This window comes from Allocoleopsis franciscana PCC 7113, from assembly GCF_000317515.1.
GTDB classification, from domain to species: domain Bacteria; phylum Cyanobacteriota; class Cyanobacteriia; order Cyanobacteriales; family Coleofasciculaceae; genus Allocoleopsis; species Allocoleopsis franciscana.
This window is the reverse complement of sequence record NC_019738.1, coordinates 197,594-215,936: the sequence shown is the minus strand read 5'-3', so window position 1 is coordinate 215,936 and position 18,343 is coordinate 197,594. Positions and strand designations below refer to the sequence as shown.

16 protein-coding genes and 2 tRNA genes are annotated in these 18,343 nt (G+C 47.2%); 9 read left to right on the top strand and 9 right to left on the bottom strand.

What is annotated here, in order from left to right:
• Positions 1-159 precede the first annotated feature (159 nt).
• On the top strand, positions 160-1,767 hold the full coding sequence (locus MIC7113_RS32895) for a serine/threonine-protein kinase (protein ID WP_015180289.1): 1,608 nt from the start codon (positions 160-162) through the stop codon (positions 1,765-1,767).
• On the opposite strand, the gene MIC7113_RS00910 is transcribed toward MIC7113_RS32895, so the two are convergent.
• Together MIC7113_RS00910 and MIC7113_RS00905 are read right to left on the bottom strand one after the other, a co-directional pair.
• Positions 1,749-3,218 carry a hemolysin family protein gene (locus MIC7113_RS00910; protein ID WP_015180288.1) on the bottom strand — a complete coding sequence of 490 codons (1,470 nt, stop codon included), beginning with the start codon at positions 3,216-3,218 and terminating at the stop codon, positions 1,749-1,751. The genes MIC7113_RS32895 and MIC7113_RS00910 overlap by 19 nt on opposite strands.
• Before the next feature lie 210 nt (positions 3,219-3,428).
• A complete protein-coding gene (locus MIC7113_RS00905; RefSeq protein WP_015180287.1) occupies positions 3,429-4,172 on the bottom strand; it encodes a hypothetical protein in 744 nt (247 codons plus the stop codon).
• Between the two features lie 355 nt (positions 4,173-4,527).
• Between MIC7113_RS00905 and MIC7113_RS00900 the strand changes: the two genes are divergently transcribed.
• Positions 4,528-4,600, top strand: a tRNA-Ile gene (locus MIC7113_RS00900).
• A 51-nt stretch (positions 4,601-4,651) separates the two neighbouring features.
• Here the strand turns inward: MIC7113_RS00900 and MIC7113_RS00895 are convergent.
• Positions 4,652-5,152, bottom strand: coding sequence for a hypothetical protein (locus MIC7113_RS00895; RefSeq protein WP_015180286.1), 501 nt, complete (start codon positions 5,150-5,152; stop codon positions 4,652-4,654).
• 140 nt (positions 5,153-5,292) lie between these two features.
• On the opposite strand from MIC7113_RS00895, the gene pyrE reads away from it, so the two are divergent.
• The gene (gene pyrE, locus MIC7113_RS00890) at positions 5,293-5,904 is read left to right on the top strand and encodes an orotate phosphoribosyltransferase (RefSeq protein WP_015180285.1); all 612 of its coding nucleotides are present in this window, start codon (positions 5,293-5,295) and stop codon (positions 5,902-5,904) included.
• Between the two features lie 39 nt (positions 5,905-5,943).
• On the opposite strand, the gene MIC7113_RS00885 is transcribed toward pyrE, so the two are convergent.
• Positions 5,944-7,935 (bottom strand): protein kinase domain-containing protein, encoded by a 1,992-nt coding sequence (locus MIC7113_RS00885; protein WP_015180284.1) that lies wholly within the window; start codon positions 7,933-7,935, stop codon positions 5,944-5,946.
• A gap of 28 nt (positions 7,936-7,963) precedes the next feature.
• Between MIC7113_RS00885 and MIC7113_RS37140 the strand changes: the two genes are divergently transcribed.
• On the top strand, positions 7,964-8,128 hold the full coding sequence (locus tag MIC7113_RS37140) for a hypothetical protein (protein WP_172642219.1): 165 nt from the start codon (positions 7,964-7,966) through the stop codon (positions 8,126-8,128).
• Here the strand turns inward: MIC7113_RS37140 and MIC7113_RS00880 are convergent.
• The 3 genes from MIC7113_RS00880 to MIC7113_RS37870 all read right to left on the bottom strand — a co-directional run bounded on the left by MIC7113_RS00880 (position 8,109) and on the right by MIC7113_RS37870 (position 13,993).
• Complete coding sequence (locus tag MIC7113_RS00880; protein WP_015180283.1) at positions 8,109-9,314, bottom strand: sensor histidine kinase; 1,206 nt, start codon at positions 9,312-9,314, stop codon at positions 8,109-8,111. The two genes, MIC7113_RS37140 and MIC7113_RS00880, sit on opposite strands and share 20 nt — an antisense overlap.
• 204 nt (positions 9,315-9,518) lie before the next feature.
• Positions 9,519-11,885: a beta-propeller domain-containing protein gene (locus MIC7113_RS00875; protein ID WP_015180282.1), complete on the bottom strand. Its 2,367-nt coding sequence runs from the start codon at positions 11,883-11,885 to the stop codon at positions 9,519-9,521.
• Positions 11,886-11,899: 14 nt separating this feature from the next.
• Positions 11,900-13,993, bottom strand: coding sequence for a protein kinase domain-containing protein (locus MIC7113_RS37870; RefSeq protein ID WP_015180281.1), 2,094 nt, complete (start codon positions 13,991-13,993; stop codon positions 11,900-11,902).
• 179 nt (positions 13,994-14,172) lie between these two features.
• Between MIC7113_RS37870 and MIC7113_RS00860 the strand changes: the two genes are divergently transcribed.
• Positions 14,173-14,913 carry a class I SAM-dependent methyltransferase gene (locus MIC7113_RS00860; RefSeq protein ID WP_015180280.1) on the top strand — a complete coding sequence of 247 codons (741 nt, stop codon included), beginning with the start codon at positions 14,173-14,175 and terminating at the stop codon, positions 14,911-14,913.
• 80 nt (positions 14,914-14,993) lie between these two features.
• Here the strand turns inward: MIC7113_RS00860 and MIC7113_RS00855 are convergent.
• Positions 14,994-15,078, bottom strand: a tRNA-Leu gene (locus MIC7113_RS00855).
• A 237-nt stretch (positions 15,079-15,315) separates the two neighbouring features.
• On the opposite strand from MIC7113_RS00855, the gene ndhL reads away from it, so the two are divergent.
• The 3 genes from ndhL (at position 15,316) to trpA (ending at position 16,755) form a co-directional block, all read left to right on the top strand.
• Positions 15,316-15,528, top strand: a complete 213-nt coding sequence (gene ndhL, locus MIC7113_RS00850; RefSeq protein WP_015180279.1) for an NAD(P)H-quinone oxidoreductase subunit L — start codon at positions 15,316-15,318, stop codon at positions 15,526-15,528.
• A 25-nt stretch (positions 15,529-15,553) separates the two neighbouring features.
• Positions 15,554-15,874, top strand: a complete 321-nt coding sequence (locus tag MIC7113_RS00845) for a DUF3007 family protein (protein ID WP_015180278.1) — start codon at positions 15,554-15,556, stop codon at positions 15,872-15,874.
• Between the two features lie 83 nt (positions 15,875-15,957).
• Positions 15,958-16,755 (top strand): tryptophan synthase subunit alpha, encoded by a 798-nt coding sequence (trpA, locus tag MIC7113_RS00840; RefSeq protein WP_041780307.1) that lies wholly within the window; start codon positions 15,958-15,960, stop codon positions 16,753-16,755.
• A 618-nt stretch (positions 16,756-17,373) separates the two neighbouring features.
• Here the strand turns inward: trpA and MIC7113_RS37135 are convergent.
• Complete coding sequence (locus MIC7113_RS37135) at positions 17,374-17,541, bottom strand: hypothetical protein (RefSeq protein WP_172642218.1); 168 nt, start codon at positions 17,539-17,541, stop codon at positions 17,374-17,376.
• On the opposite strand from MIC7113_RS37135, the gene MIC7113_RS00835 reads away from it, so the two are divergent.
• A complete protein-coding gene (locus MIC7113_RS00835; RefSeq protein WP_041779842.1) occupies positions 17,540-18,103 on the top strand; it encodes a DUF928 domain-containing protein in 564 nt (187 codons plus the stop codon). The genes MIC7113_RS37135 and MIC7113_RS00835 overlap by 2 nt on opposite strands.
• Positions 18,104-18,343 lie beyond the last annotated feature (240 nt).

The following is an 18,343-nucleotide window of genomic DNA, read 5'->3' as shown; positions in this document are numbered from 1 at the left end:
TTTAGCCGTGTCATTTCATTTTTCATTCTTGACACTTTAGCCTTTATTTGACTTTGATTTTTGCACAACAAACTCATCCTTTTACCTTTTATAAGAATTATTTTAGGTTTCATCAGGGGAAAAATTAGGATAGATTAATCTGATGTTTGTCTCCCAAGAATGACTTGCTGCCTTAATCCCGATTGCCAGAATCCCTTAAATCCAGATGGCTTCAAATTTTGTCACTGTTGCGGGACAAAACTGGCGCTGTTGCGAAACCGCTATCATCCCATTCAGCCTCTGGGTCGTGGGGGATTTGGCAGAACTTATCTGGCTGAAGATATAGACAAGCTGAATGAACGTTGCGTCATTAAGCAATTTACACCACAAATTAAAGGAAGTGGAGCTATTGAGAAGGCAACTCAACTGTTTGAGCAAGAAGCAAGGCGACTGCAACAGTTAGGTCAACATCCACAGGTTCCTGCACTATTGGCATATTTTAAGGACGGTGATGATCTGTATTTAGTACAGGAGTTTATTGAGGGGCAAACATTGCTAACAGAGTTGGAACAGCACGGGACATTTAATGAGTTCAAAATTCGAGAATTGCTGTTTGACTTTTTAGCTGTATTGAAGTTTATCCATCAACAGGGTGTCATTCATCGGGATATTAAACCAGACAATATCATGCGCCGCAGGCAGGATGGGAAGTTGGTGCTGATCGACTTCGGTGTAGCCAAATATTTGAGTGGCACAGTCGTGATACCAAAGACTTACTGCGGAACTCAGGGTTATGCCCCACTCGAACAGATAACCTATGGCGAAGCTTATCCCGCCAGTGATATTTATGGCTTAGGGGCGACCTGTATTCATCTATTGACTGGCATGAGTCCTCATCTCCTCTACGACCCGAAGGAAGCCCGTTGGTTATGGCAAGACAAGTCCCAAGGTGCTGCTATTAGTAAGCAGCTCAGGCAGATGTTGAACAAGATGCTCAAGGTTGAGGTGAAAGCACGATATCAATCTGCCGAGGAGGTACTTCAAGACTTAACCTCTCCCATGATTGGGAATTGGTATGGCGAGTTTGACCATAAATTGGCAAATTTTACGATTACTTACCACTTAGGGAGTTGGTTTGGTGGAATTTTAACCGTTCATTCTCCTAATGGCCTTTCTCGGATTGGGATTCAGGGTAATCTTGACTACAGAACACAGACCATCCAAATGCGAGAAGTACGCGTCCTCTCAGAACCTTATTCAGGGTTGTGGAATTTGGGAAGAAATTCAGGAACGCTGTCATCCGATCAAAAGCAAATGTCCGGAATGGGGCAAGATTCACTGCAAAATTCATACTCCTGGTCATTCTTTAAGATGGGGACAAGAGTGGAAATTTGGTATGGCGAGTTTGACAATCAAGCAGCGATGCTGACGGTTACGCCTGAGTCCGGTAACTCATTGAGTGGAACGTTGAGTATCCAATCCTCTAATTTTAAGGGGCTTTATCGGATTGCGATTCAGGGAAATGTTGATCCCCAGACGAATAAGGTAACCCTACGAAAACTTCGTGTCCTCTCACAACCGACACAATCGACTTCAGAAAACTGGGTCATGCGTATTGCCTCAAAAGCGGCATCAGGTCATTGGGTACTGGGAGAAAGTCAAGGCATTTTGTCGTTAGATGGGCTGCAAATGATGGGTAAGGGACAATCCCCCAATCAACTGCCCTACTGGTGGGCTTTTTCTCTCGATAAATCGGAGTGGCACGACCGCTATTCGGAGTCTTTGTAGGAATCTACATCGAGATTCCGCGTTGCCTCATCTTTTGGAATCTCCTCTGCTGTGTCCGTTTCTATCACCATATCGGGGATGGAAATCTCTTCTTGGGGCGTGGTTGTTGACTCTAGACGGTTAATGCGAATTTGATGTACACGTGGACCTTCCGCAGAAACGACAGTTAGATCCAGATTGTCATAATTGAGGGTTTCACCCTGTAGGGGAATTTTTTGAAATTGGTAGAGGAGAAAGCCTCCTAAGGTTTGGTATTCGTCAGCTAAGGGTAAGTTTAAATCCAAAAGTTCGTTGACTTCTTCCAAATCCATTTGGGCTTGCACCAGAAAAGTCTGTTCATCCAGAATTTGTACGGGTAATTCCTCTGGACTTTCGGGTTCAGAGTTGTCACCAATAATTTCAGCAATTAAGTCTTTCAGGGTGACTAACCCGGCTGTACCACCGAACTCATCCACAACCATCACCATAACCAGGTGCGATCGCTGCATCAAGGGCAAGAGTTCCGAAAGCGGAATTGATTCTGGTACAAACCGAGCGGGACGAATCCAGGGCAGAATGGGTGTTTCTGGCGTAAGCTGTCCTTGGGAGAGGGGTTGGGCTAATTCTTTGAAGTAAATAATTCCCTGAATGTCATCCAGGGATTCGCCCATCACTGGATAGCGCGAGTGACCCGTTTGGTCAATTTCCTCTAACAACGTCTGGAAGGTTGCCGTACTGGGAATAGCCGCAATGCTGGTGCGGGGAACCATCACCTCCACCGCCTCCACATCACCAAACTCAAACACATTTTTCAGGAGTTCGCGTTCTTCCGCCTCTAGTCCGGTAGACTCGCGTTCGGTGGTAATAATCAGTTGTAACTCTTCTGGAGTCACCCGGTTATACCAGCCTTGACCGGTATATTGGATACCCACAAGCCGCAGGAGCAAGCGAGTTGATTGGTTTAAAATCCAGATGAAGGGATTAAAAAAACGGGCGATCGCGAGGCTAGGAGGACCGAGAAACCGTGCCAACTGTTCTGAGTAAAGCAGAGCAACGGATTTGGGGCAGAGTTCGCCGAGAACAATTTGCAGATAGGCAATCAGAAAAAAAGTGATGGGAATGGCTAGAGAATGAGCCATAAACTGGCTAACTGATGGTGGCAAGGGCAATTGCCTAAGTCCCGCCGCTACCAGAACTGCCATAGTACTCTCCCCAATCCAGCCTAATGCCAAACTGGAAAGCGTAATTCCGATCTGAGTGGTCGAGAGTAAACGCTCGATGCTGCGTTGTAAGGATTGAACGGTTTTCGCCTGAACATCACCCGCATCTGCTAGCTGATTGATGCGCGATCGCCGCACGGAAACCATGGCAAACTCAGCCGTGACAAAAAAGGCATTGATTGCAATCAGAAGCAGCACTGATAACAATCGCAGTACAATGTCTTGACCGGTGAGGTTAGAATAAACGCTCACAAAAACTTTCGCAACCTGGGGCAGCCCATCCCTTGCAGGAATGGGAGAAAGAACGACACCGCACCTGGAAACGATGGGTAGAGAGCGGTGCTGTCTCTACCCATCCCTATGGGAAGAACGATCGGATTTGGCAACTGTATCAAAAGTAGAAAAATCTAAAGCTTGTCCTAAAAGAATTGTTACTTTTTACGGTTGATGGACTCTAAGGGCTTATCGGGCGACGGGAATTTCGGACATTTTTAGCTGAAGTCTTTGATCAGGATAATCTGTCAATGTTAACGAAAGCTTTTGGGCATTATCAATCAAAGCGGAGGGAATACTCACTGTTCCTGAATATTCCTGCCCATCGGGAGGCAATTCTCCTGGCAAGCCTTCAGTAATCGCGCTCAAGGCACGACCTTGCTCGTCCGTAACGTTCAAAAAGCTATAGAGAAATCGTACTGCATTGGCTCCCTGATTTTTGAGCGTCACATTCAACAATAAAGAACCTCCCTGCTGAGTAGCGGAGCGTAACTCTAACATCACGCCCCGATCCTCACTTTTGATCGGTAAGTTGAGATTAGGATTGGCACTGGCAAAGGATGCCTGTGTGAACGTTGGCTCAGGCGATGGCTGGCTATCTGGAGCAGAGGAGCTGCTATTGTTAGCTTGCTCGTCCTTGTCCTCCGGTTTGGAGTTGTTCTTGTTCTCTGGTTTGGCATCCTTGCCACTATTCTTGATGTACTCGTTAACCTTCGTCAGGATGTCTTCTTCCCGCAAAATAGCTAACCCTTCTTTCCCAGGAACAGCTTTCTGTTTATCCGCGATATCTTTGATTGGGCGAACATCCGGCTGGGTAACGCCTTTGAGGGCTTCGTGACCGAGAGTGAATCCCCACATCGAACTCACAAAACCGGCACCTAACATCATTGCCAGCAGAATTAAAGTGAGAGCTACAGTTGAGTTTAATTTCATGAGTGATTCAAGTTACTCCGCACATGCTCCGTGAAGTGGCTGTCAGCTATGCTTCTCTTACAGCTCGATAGCCTTTCAACACAAAATCTTGACATAAAAATTCATAGAAAAGGGCTTGCTGCCAAAACTAACAAGCCGTTTCTATCTTAGTTGTCTGTTTTAGCACTTACTCAAAAAAAGTCAATCTCTATTTTCAAGAAACACAAGGGGAGAGTGGGAGAGACATTCTAGTGCTGTTTTTTCACGCATAACGAAAGGTATGCCCTTAGTAGGAGGCTCCCATCCATAACGAGTTGATTGAAGAATCCTCGCCCCTAGATAAAGTGGGTGTGCCAATATGGTAATAATAGATTAACCAGGGTTGGCCGAGCGGTTGAGGCAGCGAACTCATAATTCGCGCAAGGCAGGTTCAACTCCTGCACCCTGGATTGGACAACTCGCGTTTCAATGCCCGTTTCGTCAATGACCCCAACACAGGGCTATCGAGGGGGTACGGTATCGAAAATAAACTCACCTCCCTCCAGCCGATTACCAAAACGGGGGGGGCCAGAAAGGAGCCGTACTGAAGTATCGAAGGGATTAGCCAAGTCGGGGGTACGAATGACAGGGCCAGTGGAAGCCTGTAGTTCTAAAAGTTCTTGATAAAGCTTAAAGACACGTTCAGCATCCCGTTCAAGTTCTAAATCAGGAAAACCTGCACCCCAAGGTACACCGGCACCAATAATGTAATTAATTTGCCGATCAATCTTGCGGTTGCGGTAGAAGTCTCCAGATTCTCGGAAAAAAGCGCGATTAAATGCCTCTGGAATGGTTTCGAGACGCCTGGGTGGGGTACTGAAGGATGCATCAAGCTCTAAAGTTCTAGGGCCAGTATATTCTACGGCTGGGTTCGGGACAGTGGTTTGGGCGTTTGCTGCTGAGAAAAGCCCACTAGAAGCGGCAGTAAGAACCAACGAACTGAGCAACTGGGTCAACCGCATTGGCATAATCCTCACACTCATAATTTTCTCAATAATATCTGATATTGCAGTTTAAGATTGTTGAGGGGCGGTGGCAGAGGGCGATCGCGCCAATTGGCTCTCTTCACCAGTGCCCATTTTCCACTGTTTGACTGTAACTAATGATTGACTCACTTCAACCCTCACCGGACTCCAGCACTACCATTGATTTAACTCAACAGCGTCAATTCCTGTTGGATTTATTGTGCCAACTGGCTTATAAAGAGGGGGATTTTGTTCTCTCGTCAGGACAGCGAAGTTTCTATTACATCAATGGCAAGCAAGTTACGCTCCATCCCCAAGGAGCCTTAGCGATTGGGCGTCTGCTATTATCCTCTCTGCCCTTGGATACCGCAGGGGTTGCTGGTTTGACCCTAGGGGCTGACCCGATTGTGAGTGCTGTCAGTGTTGTGTCAGCGCTTGAAAATCGACCCATCCCAGCGCTGATTATCCGTAAAGAAGCCAAAGGGCATGGCACAATGGCCTATATTGAAGGACCGAGTCTGCCCCCTGGGGCGAAGGTGGTGGTTTTAGAAGATGTTGTGACCACTGGGCAATCCGCACTGAAGGCTGTCGAGCGTCTCAAGGATGCCGGTTACAGCGTGGAACAGGTAATGGCGTTAGTGGATCGACAACAAGGTGGTGCCGAGTTGTACGAGTCAACCGGACTGAAATTTCAGACCTTGTTTACGATTCAAGAACTCCAACAGCGGTATAAACAGCTACAGGCTTAATTCATTACATCCCTACGGCTCATGAACTGACCCGCCTGATTATTGATTCGTCGGGTTGTCCTGAGTTTCCCCTGCGGGAGTGGGTGAAACATTCCCTGATGACTTGGCATCAGGTAGTGGCTTCTGTTGTTGGGGTTCTTCAGGGGGAGTGGTTGGGTTTTTGTTCGCTTCGGCGTCAGCTTCGGCTTTTCTTTTTTTAGCTTCCTCAATGAGTTGAGTAAACTTGTCTCGCCAATAGCGTTGCTCAAAAAACTTTGGATCAGTTGTTACAATGAGTACCTTCTTCCAGTCACCTTCATCAACAGCTTTTTGCAGTTCGTTATATTTGGCTTCAGCCGCTTTCCAATCGTCCTGCCACTTTTGAATTTTGGCTTGAGCTTCCTTATAAGCCTCACTGCCTGGGAGGACTTTCCGAGCGTCAGCGATCGCGCCTTGCAAGTCTCCATTCTCATACTTATCCGCTGCTGTGTCTAACGTCTTGGAACTGTTATCAACAGGTTTTGGCGGGGTCGTTGAGGGTTTCGGCTGGGGAGTCTCAATTGGTTTCTGAGTTACTGTCGTCTCCACAGGTTTTGGACTCACGGTCGTTTCAATCGGCTTTGGATTGACTTGAGCCGTCTCGATGGGTGTCTGATTCGCTGAGGTACATTTGATGTATTGGCTATCGTTAAAAACCCATCCTTTCTTGGGTGCGCTAATTTCCACCCAGCCATTTTGTTCTGCGCCAGTGAGAGAAAGAGAGGTACCTTGCTTAACCGTGGCAACGACCGAGCCTTTGGGTCCGGAGCGGATGTTTAATCCCCTACTAGCTACTGTGCAACGTCCTGGGGATGTATCTGCCACCTGAGTCCCATTACCACTATAGTTGGATGACAAGGAACCATCACGCAGCGCGAAAGCCATGCCAACTGCACCGACGGCGATCGCCATCCCGATGCCAACCAGAAGGGGCATTTTATCAGAAGAACCACCTCTAGGAGTACTTACTGGAGTAGCAACAGGTTGTCTGGGAGGTACTCCTGGACTAGCTGCCAAAGTTTGGCGTTCTGAGATTGAGGCGGGTGGATAAGGTGGCGGCGATACCTGTTCCCTTTGTCCGAACGGAGGGGCATCATTTGCCGATGGAGTCCTGGGGACGGCAGGGTAAGGAGTAGGGGGTGAGTAAGTATTGTTCAGCAGGCGCAGTGATTCTAACGCTTCTGCCGCTGACTGGTAACGGTCTTTGAAGTGATAGCGCACCATCTTTGATAAGATCGTTGCCAACCCTCGGCTGATCGGCACTAAGTGCTGCCAGAGGATTTCGCCTGTACTGAGGTCTTCTTGGAAATTAATGGGCATCAGACCTGTAAGAGCCTGGATCGCAATAATTCCTAATGCATAAATATCACTAGTAGGGCGTGGCTGGCCTAGAGCCTGTTCACTTGCCATATAGCCAGGAGTCCCGATGGCAACAGTGTTGCTGGCTCTGCCCTGAGTCGCCGCAAACTGAGTACGGATTTGTTTGACCGCACCAAAATCCACTAAGACTAATTTATGGTCTGAGTTGCGCCGGATCAGATTGTCGGGTTTGATATCGCGATGAATAACGCCGTGAGAGTGGACAAAGTCTAAAATACCCAAGACTTCTTCGAGCAGCGTCATAACTCGGCTTTCTTCCCACCGCTGCCCTGGTTGCAGCTCTTGAGAAAGCGTATGACCTTCAATAAACTCTTGCACTAAGTAGAACTCTTGGTCTTCCTCAAAATAAGCTAAAAGGCGAGGAATCTGGTCGTGATGTCCTAGCTGTTCCAGAGTTTCAGCTTCGCTGTTGAATAAACGTCGCGCTGTTTCCAAAAAATTTGGATCGCTGCTCAGAGGCTTCAGTTGCTTGACAACACAAGTTGGGTTACCAGGACGCCTGGTATCCTGTGCCAGGTAGGTTCTACCAAATCCACCAGCACCGAGTACTTGAGTGACTTCGTAACGCCTGTCAAGTAGCTTGCCTAACATGGGGGTGACGCGCTCGCATAGTTCATTTTCCAATCTTGGCATAGGCTCATGCAGAACGTATGCGTGGGTTATGCCACTTCGCCTTCATCTCGCTAAATGTCACTCACGAGAGAAAAGCGAAGATGCCATTGTAGCAGGTCGCCCGGTTAGGCAACGGTATCGCTGGGTGATCGCTGTTTCGGTAATACTTTTGGCTTTTCTGTGGGACTCAATTTTCAATCCTGAACCCCAATAGAGTGGAGCGAGGGTAGCGTGACGGTAAAGGTCGAACCCTTGCCCACAAAGCTATCGACAGATATATGGCCTCTTTGCAAGTCCACACACTGTTTGACGAGCGCTAGTCCTAAACCCGTCCCTTGAGTGGCAGCTACGTTAGATGCCCGGTGGAAGGACTCAAATAATCGGGGCATATCTTTGGAGGGAATGCCAATTCCCTCGTCTTGAATCCGAAAGACCACTTTGTCAGGATGACCAGTTAGGTCTAATTGGACGGCGCTTCCTGGGGGAGAGTACTTGAGGGCGTTACCCAGGAGATTTATGAGGATGTATCGAACAAGCTTTTCATCGAGAAAATACACCATGGAGCTGGCTGGTTCATGCTCCAGTGAGGTCGTGTCAGAAAGCTCCACTTTACACTCTCCCATCGGAGTGAATGTAATGTTGTGTTGATTTCTATCCGCTACGATTAGTTCACTAACCAAAGAGCGACACAGTTGCACTAAGTCTACAGGAGCGGGTTGAAGTTGCAAGTTGCCCGCTTCGGCCTCGGAAAGGAGCAAGACATCCTCTACCATCGAGTTCATCTGCTCGATCGCACTAGAGATGCGGCTTAAATGCTCCAATCGTTTTTCCTGTAAGAGGCGGTCTGAATAACGTCTGAGCAAGTCTACAGAAGACTGTATTGTTGTGAGAGGAGTGCGGAACTCGTGAGAGGTCATAGCGATAAAGCGTGACTTGGCTTCTGAGAGTTCTCGTTCCCGCTGAAGTGCCTTTAACGTCTCTTCCTCCACCTGCTTGCGTTCAGTAATATCTACTACTGTTCCGAACAGTTGGATAACTTGCCCAGCGCTGTTAAGAATAGCTTCTCCCTTAGTCTCGATATGCCGGATTTGACCATTCGGTCGCTTGATCCGAAAGACGACTTCGTAGGATTCCCCATGGGTGAGTGCTCGATAGACGGATTGCTCAAAACTGTCTCGGTCATCGGGATGCATCATCTCGATGAGTTGGGTATAAGTGGGTTGGGGACCTGCGGGGTCAAGACCAAAAATGCGGAACTTTTCCTCTGACCACATCAACTGCTGCGATCGCACATCCAACTCCCAGATTCCGAAATGGGCAATTCTTTGTGCCGCAACCAGATGAGCTTCACACTTTTTCAGTTGATCTTCTACACTCTTGCGCTCAGTAACATCCATCATCACACTACTTAATCTCCTGGGTTGACCTTATTTCATCAAACACAAAATCGCCCTTCTCTGCCGCCCAACGAGTCGTATCATCAGGGAGCAACAGGCGATATTCCCAGCTCAAGGGTATTCCTTACTTTCTAACACAAGCCTACATTGTCCCCTTTTGATCTCGATGATGGCTGTGATCAAGGTAACTTTACTAAGCTTGGTACTTCAGGACTCGCGATATTCTTCAAGGCGCAGAAAATGCACTCGTCCGGACGCCTCACCCGCCACAATTGTTACCCCATCCGGTGCAACGGCACAAGACAACAATGCACCATCTCCGATGAAAGTAGCAATAACCTGTCGGCTTTCCAAATCCCAAACTTTAAATGTCTTATCCCAAGAACCTGAAAGCACTCGCTTACCATCTGGCGTTACCACTACCGTTAAGACCGGCTCAGTATGACCGATGAGGGTGAATAATTGCCTTCTCTTTTTCAAATCCCAGACTTTAATCGTTTTATCATAAGAACCAGAAATCAGGAAATTGCCATCAGCCGTGACTGCCAGAGAACAGACTCCACTCCTATGACCGATGAGGGTAAACAGTTCTCGCCGACTGTTCAAATCCCAAATTTTAAATGTATTGTCATAGGAACCGGAAATCAGGCGCTGACCATCAGGAGTTACGGCGATCGCATCGATTCCTCTCTTATGTCCCGTGAGGGTAAAGAGTTCCTCTCCTGTTTCTAAATTCCAAACTTTAAGGGTCTTATCATAAGAACCAGAAATCACCCACTGACCATCCGGTGTGACGTCTACCGCATTAACCCTACCGTTATGACCGGTAAAGGTAAAAAATTTCTCTCTCGTTTCCAGATTCCAAAGGATGAGCGTGCTATCTTCTGACCCAGAAATAATCCAATTTTCCGTAGCTGCGATCGCATGAATTTTACTGGTATGTCCTGTCAGGGTGAAGTGTTCTTTCCCCGTTACCCAGTCCCAGACTTTAAGCGTCGTGTCATCGGAACCGGAAATCACCCACTTTTGTGTTGTGGCGATCGCCTTCACACCGCCCATATAGCCGACAAGTGTGAACTGTTCTTTCTGTTTAATGTCTAAATTCCAAACTTTAATCGTCTTGTCATTTGCCCCGGAAACCACTCCTGTACCGTTAGGGATTGCCGCCACGGCGTTAACCCTGCCAGTATGACCGATCAGTGTGAACAGTTCCTCTCCCGTTTTCAGGTTCCAGACTTTGAGTGTCTTATCGTAAGACCCAGAAATCAGACGTTTGCCATCAGGGGTTACAGCGATCGCACGTACTGATTGAGTATGACCGGTTAGGGTGAACAGTTCTCTCGCCGTTTTCAGATGCCAGATTTTCAATGTGGTGTCATCAGAACCGGAAATCATCCACTTACCATTCGGTGAAACCGCGATTGTTTGTATCGCTTCGGAATGAGCAATCAGGGTCGAACGTTCCTTTTTTTTGGCTTTGAGATGCCAGATTTTCAATGTGGTGTCATCAGAACCGGAAATCACTCGCTTGCTATCAGGAGTCAGTGCGATCGCTTGGATAGAGTCGAGATGACCACTGAGGGCAAATACTTCCTCCCCTGTTGACAAATTCCATATTTTGAGCGTGGTGTCATCAGCAGCGGAAATCACCCGTTGGCTATCGGGAGTGACTGCGATCGCTTGTATTTTACCGAGATGCCCTGTCAGGGTGAACCGTTCTTCTCCTGTTGTCAAATCCCAAACTTTAAGCGTTTTATCACTGGAACCGGAAATCAGGAGTTGCCCATCTGGAGTCACGGCAACGGCTTTGACAGCTTTAGTATGTCCGGTAAGGGTTGAGAGTTCCTCTCCGGTTGCTAAATTCCAGACTTTAATGGTTGTGTCATTCGACCCAGAAATCACCCACCGACTATCGGGTGTCACGGCAACAGCTTGTACTGCCTCAGTATGCCCTGTGAGAGTGCGTAACAATGCGCCGCCCGGAGGCATCAAGCTAGAAGTTAAAGGACGTAGCCAGGGGGTTTGTTGGGGTTTAGCCTGCTGTAACAGAGTTTGAATTTCTGGGACTTCAAACGACAGCAAACGCCCCAGTAATTGCCCTGCCAGTTGAGTTTTGTCCTTGGCGAGAATGTGGGCTGAGAGTCTTAATGCTCCTTGAATTAACTTTAAGGTGTCGGCTTTAGCCTTTTGATTTCCCTTTATCCTTGTTCGATCCGCATCCGCTTCTAATTGGCAATGTTTAGTCTCTGCTTGATGGGTTAGATATCCCTTAACAAAAGGAGGATGATGCTTATGTCGTTGTCCGTTTGGAGAAATAGAGGGATGATATTCGTCTTTTTGTTTTCCGTCGTCCGGGATGTTGGGAGAAACTGAAGGGGTGGCTAAGTCATAATCCTCAATTAAAAGTTGCACTCCCAAAGCCAAAAGCTTAGCTTCAATAAAATCGAAATCTGTGAGTAAGCGGTGCAATCGCTCAAACTGAGACGCCTTCGCCAAGTGACTCGGTAAAGTTTCCAAGGCGTACTGTCGCCTTTCTGGTGACATTTTAGCTAAGCGATCGCCTAATTCACCCATTGGCAATTTTAAATTTACAGCCCCAATTCTTGTGCTAAGTTATCGGCAATCATCGCATTAATTCCCTGTATCGTGATCCCAGCCGCCTGTACGATATCTTGGCAATGCAGAAAATCCTGGAAACTCGTGTGATAGATGCTGTACCCAGTCTCTCCATCAAGGCGTTGTTCGCGCAAAAACTGCTGCCATTCATCCAATACTTCTTGCACTGTCAAGGCATCCTCCCCGGAAAATTCGGAAATTAACTGACGGGAGACGGGTTTTCGGGCTTCTGCTAAAACATAGACAATCTTAATCTTGGTTCGGGGCAGGGGTTTGGCTGTCATGCCCATATTTTGCCAATGTTGGTAGTAATATTGCTCCAATCCTTCCGGTAAATTCTCGATGCTTAAATCTTGGTAAGTACCGCTTTCAATGGCTGGCAATACATAGCGCAAGTACATGAAATTGTGATCGCTTTTCTCAGCTAAGATGGTCACAAAAGCCTCAACCGTCAATTCCTGATTGCCAATCCATATCTGTAAAGCCTCACTTTGTTGAACACGGCATCGAATATAGGTTTTGGCATCTTGTAAACTCTCTGCCGCATACTGCATTAACTCAAACACACGATGGTGGTTCACCACCAAGGGGACGGGTGTCATGCGTTTGGTTAGGATAAAGTAAACGTTATGGGGTAAAGAGGCGGGGAGATACAGGACATTTGCACCGGGCGTCTGGCTACTCAAATCCACTTCATCTAAGGCATCAACGACAATCACTAATTTAGAAGTCGATTTTGTTCCTGTACTTAGGGTTGTCGTGGCATAGGTATCGTCTACACTCGTGTCTAGCCTGCTAATTTCATTCAACAGCCGTGCTAAGAAGTTGCCATCGCGAGTATGTTCAGGGGTTAAGGGGAGCGAATAGGGGAGTTTGTAGCGTTCAATCAGTTGAGTGCAGACGCATTTCAAGAATTCTTCAGCCCGATTGATGCCTTGCGATCGCACATTAAAGTGTGCCACACATCGTGTCCGCTTGACGTACTCGGCAAGGATTGCACTTTTTCCCACACCGGGGTCAGCTTCAATAATAAAATAGCCGCAAGCTTCATGCTGCAAGAACTCTTCAATCGCCTCAAACACATAATTTCGTCCGACAAATCCTTCGGTTTTATCGGTAATGAGAGATTGAAAAGGCAGGGGAATCCCTTGAGTTTCTAGTTCCTCGCCGCTTGAGGATGGAGGTGGACAGGTTGGAGCAATTAGAGTTGACGATTCAATCGAATCGGGTTCTGTACGATCAAACAATTGTTCTAAGGCTTCCAGTGCTTCGCTGGCATTTTTGTAACGTTGGCGATAGTCATAGCGCACCATTTTATCTAAAATAGCGGCTAAATCCGGGCTAATATAAGCGCGATCGCTGACTAACTTACAACCCAACTCACCCGTGTTGGCATCTTGCGGTAGTTTTCTAGGAGATAATCCGGTCAAAGATTGCAGACAAACCATCCCTACAGCATAAATATCACTACTAAAGTGGGGATTAGAAGCTTGTTGTTCGCTAGGCATATAGCCAGGAGAACCAATGGGAATGGTGAGGCTGGTTTGTTGGGGAGTATAACGCGCCTGGTGCCGAACTTGTTTAACCGCGCCAAAATCAATCAGAACAATCTTGCCATCTCTATTACGTCGAATTAAATTAGCGGGTTTAATATCGCGATGAATGACATTTTGTTGATGGACAAAGGTTAATACTTGCAAGATATCTTGCAAAATCCGCATGACGGAGGCTTCGCTTAACGTTTTGCGGTGAGCCAGTTCTTTTTCTAACGTTTGACCTTCTATATAATCTTGGACTAAATAAAACTTTCCCTCTTGTTCAAAGTGAGCTAAAAGGCGAGGAATTTGGTCATGTTCGCCTAATCGGTATAACATTTCCGCCTCACGCTCAAATAAGCGTTGCGCTATAGCCAAGGTTGCGGAATCGCTATCTCTAGGTTTGAGTTGCTTAACGACACACAAGGGGTTCCCAGGTAAATGCATGTCTTTAGCCAGAAAGGTTTGACCAAATCCCCCCATCCCCAAGGGTTCGACAACCTGATAATGACCCGCTAGTGTGGTTTCCATATAGTGCAATTGCTCGTGACAAGGAGCAGGCTTCTCGATAATTGAGTGTAACTTGACCACTTAGATTTATTCAGATTTTCCACAGATTGTGGGGTAGGCATCCTATCTTCCGATCAAAGGAGCGATCGCCTTGTGAGAGTCGTTATAGTGGCAAATATGTGATCAGGCGTATTGTCCCGATGTCGAAAAAGCGCGATGAGTCGTTACACAGTTCTAGCCCAGCCCCAGGGACTGGTATTTCCTCAAATTACCAGATGACTCAGCGAGAGGCACAGATAGCGTCTCGTTTTAATCGACAGTATCAGGGTGAAGCCTTTGAACTGCCGGAGGAAGTGGAGGCGATGCCCATTTTTCAGGAGTGGGTGGGGGGAACCCTGACGGGTAAAGTTGCTTCAAATTTTTGGGAAATTGCGAAACCTCAAAAGAATCAGCGTTGTTTGGATATTGGTTGTGGGGTTAGCTTTTTGATTTATCCCTGGCGGGATTGGGATGCCTATTTTTATGGTCAGGAAATTAGTGTTGTGGCACGGGATGCCCTGAATGCCAGAGGTTCTCAGTTGAACTCGAAGCTGTTCAAGGGGGTGGCATTGGGGACGGCACAACAGTTGGCTTATGAATCTGGGCAATTTGATTTAGCGATCGCAACAGGATGGAGTTGCTATTACCCCCTTGATTATTGGGCTGATGTGATGACCCAAGTCAAGCGGGTACTGAAGCCGGGGGGGCAATTTGTGTTTGATATCCTTAATCCAGAGCAACCACTAGCCGAGGATTGGGCTGTTTTGGAAATGTATCTGGGTGCGGAGGTGTTTTTAGAACCTATTGCTGAGTGGGAAAATGTGATTAAAGCCGCAGGCGCTAAGGTGGCGAGGCGACAATCAGGTGAGTTGTTTGACTTGTACGTAGTTCGTTGGTCTTGAAATGCTTCCATCCGCTTGCCAGTGCGGCAAAGTCAAACTTCAAATTACAACTAGTACAACATTTGAGGAATAAATTTTGATGGGGGCGGTGGGACTTGAACCCACACGACCGTTTAAGGTCAACGGATTTTAAGTCCGTAGCGTCTACCATTCCGCCACGCCCCCGTGCTAGGCTGCACAGAATTCTAATAATACTATAGAACCCTCGCAATTATCTATTGCACCACTAAGTAGGTCTTATATGCAAGTAGAACCGTAACGAACTGTCACACTGTAGAATGGGAAAGTTGAGCAAGCCGCTTTGAGTCTTAAGTTGAAGCGAGTCGGCTGCTCCTCAGCGTGCGAATATGCCCCGCACACCCTTTACCAGCACTTTTTCGTGGTTTGCCCTGAACAGAAACTATGCTTGTTGCACTGCTGTACCTGGCCTTGAGCGGAGTCTACCTTTTAGTCGTTCCTGCCGCTCTGTATCTCTATCTACAAAAACGGTGGTATATTGCTAGCTCCTTTGAGCGGGGTTTTATGTACTTCCTCGTGTTCTTTTTCTTTCCCGGTTTGTTGCTCCTGAGTCCCTTCCTGAACTTTCGCCCTAAGCGGCGTCAGATTCAGGCATAAATGGCATCTGCTGAATTATTGCTAAATGCGACGAATTGACGCGATTGGAATTGCCTTTGGTGTTTTTGCCGCTGGCGGAATCATCTATGTACTGTTACAGTTTGCTGGGCTGGATAGTCTGAAAGCAGGCATCTGGAGTCAGGCGTTACTGGTTGGCGGTTTGATTGGCTGGCTGTTGACCTATTTATTCCGAGTTAGCACCAAGAATATGACCTACAACCAACAAGTGAAAGACTATAAGGACGCTGTCCTGCAAAAGCGCTTCGACGAGATGACTCCTGAAGAACTAGCCCAACTGCAAGCAGAAATTGAACAGGAGCAACGTTCCGAGTCCCCTGATCGGTAATAATGAACATTGCTCCAGTTTTTTCACCCCTAGATTACGTCGTGGGGTCAATCCCAAATCCCAAATCCCAAATTCAAAATCGAATGACCTCGGTTTCCGCTTGTTTCAAATCCCTACACGATGCTTCTCAGTGCGCCCTGATTCCCTTTATCACGGCTGGCGACCCCGATTTGAAGACGACAGCGGAAGCGTTACGCATTCTCGACCAATCGGGTGCTGATTTGATTGAATTAGGGGTGCCTTACTCAGACCCCCTGGCGGATGGCCCGACCATTCAAGCCGCAGCAACGAGAGCCTTACAACAGGGCGTGCGCTTGGATGATGTGTTAGGGATGGTAAAGGATGTTGCGCCCCAACTCAAAGCGCCGATTATCCTGTTTACTTACTACAACCCCATTCTCAATCGAGGCATTGAATCATTTTTAAAGCAGATTGCGGAAGTGGGGATCAAAGGGTTAGTGGTACCTGACTTGCCTTTGGAAGAGGCAGAATCTCTCCTCACACCTGCGGCAAAAATTGGGATTGAGGTGGTTTTACTGGTTGCACCCACCAGTTCAAAAGAACGCATCGAAGCGATCGCCCATCAATCTCAGGGCTTCATTTATCTGGTTAGCGTTACAGGCGTCACGGGAGTCCGAAACCAGATAGAATCACGAGTTCAAGATATTCTCCAGCAGATGCGTACTGTAACCGATAAGCCCATTGGTGTTGGCTTTGGTATCTCCCAGCCCGAACAAGCTCGACAGATCAAAGCTTGGGGAGCGGATGCGGTAATTGTCGGTAGTGCCTTTGTCAAACGATTGGCAGATGGCACACCCGCTGAGGGATTGTCTGCCATTGGTGAGTTTTGCCAAAGCTTGAAGTCAGCCATTAGGGATTAGTCAACAGGCAGAGCGGGTTGTCGTTCAATTCCATATCCTTTAAGAGGGGCACCAATCTTTGCCTAATGACAAGACTGGAGTGATACTCAATCCGGTCAGAAAACCCTTTGATTCCTGGACGGGCAGGGGAGCGGGGGAGCGGGGGAGAAAAATACTGAATTTAGAAAGGGGGGGCTATCAATGCAGATTTGGTATGACACCATAACTGCGTTTATTTGTGCCTACCTACTTATGCATAAGTCACAAGAGCCTGAGAGATAAGTAAACATAACTAGGCTACGCAACCCAATGGCAAGAGACGGTATGAACTTCATACATAACGGAAACCGAAGAGTCTCTTTCTACTACTCCATGAGTCTTGGCTTTCCAGATAGTCCCTCATGGTGGAAATGCCGCTACCAAGGATGAAAATAAGAAGTATCAGGAACGATTTCGTATAGTTTCCGACTCTACTTTCATAACGACATCTACTGACAAAAAGCTAGGGTGAACGTCTTTGCCAGATCAATAAACTGCCAGGGATTTTCTTAATTCATATTCTTGTCTTTTTGTCAATCGCTAAGCTCTAATGATTTAACTAAGAGGGGTTTGAAGTATGGGGTATCACAAGTTGAGTTCTTATGTGGCAACTTTTTCCGTTGCTTTGTGTGTTGCACTTGCGCCGTTGTCTTTGGAAACACCACCACTCAGCGCACAGCCGCTATACGTTAGTATCAAATTTCCTAGCACGCCTGTAGGGTCTCCCCGGACAGCAATCGGGGGAGGGACGCGTGGAGGACGACTCATGTCTGGAGTCAGCTTGTCTTCCCATTTAACTGTCTTGTCTCCCCAAAACAATATAGTAACAACCGTTTCAGACCAGCCAACTTTATATTGGTATATTCCTAAAACAGAAGCAAAATCCGCAGATTTTGTGGTTTATGACCCTGAGGGACAGCTTGTTTACCAAACCAAGGTGGCACTCGAAGGTATTCCGGGTGTGGTGAAGCTTAGCCTTCCCAGAACTGTAGAGTTGAAAATGGGTCAAGAATACGATTGGACATTAGCGCTCGATCAGAGTCCGGAAAATGAAGAACAGAATCGGTCGGTGGGAGGGAAGATCAAGCGTACTGCCCTCACTGCAACACAAAAAGCTCAGTTAGCCGCCGCCAGACAACCTCTACAGCAGGCAGAGATTTATGCAGAAGCGGGAATTTGGCAAGAAACTATCAGTATTCTGGCTCAATTACGCCATGATCGTCCGAGCGATCGCAATATTAATGCGGCTTGGAAAGAACTGTTAGAGTCAGTGGAGCTAAAAGAAATCGCGAATGCACCACTGATTGAGTGCTGTAGAGTCGATAAGTAGGTTGGCATATTTGTCGTTGAGGCAAGGCAGAAGGCAGTTCGCGCAGCGTTCTCCCCAGGAGTAGGCAGAAGGAATAAGGGTTTTAAGCTCTTAACATTTGTTCACATACCTGCGCTTATTTGTACCTACCTACTTAACTGAACAAAAAGGATGAAGGATAGAAGATACAAAATGAACCCGAAAATTGTTTCATACTTCATACTTTAACTTCTGGCTTTACTTCATCCTTACTGTTCAATT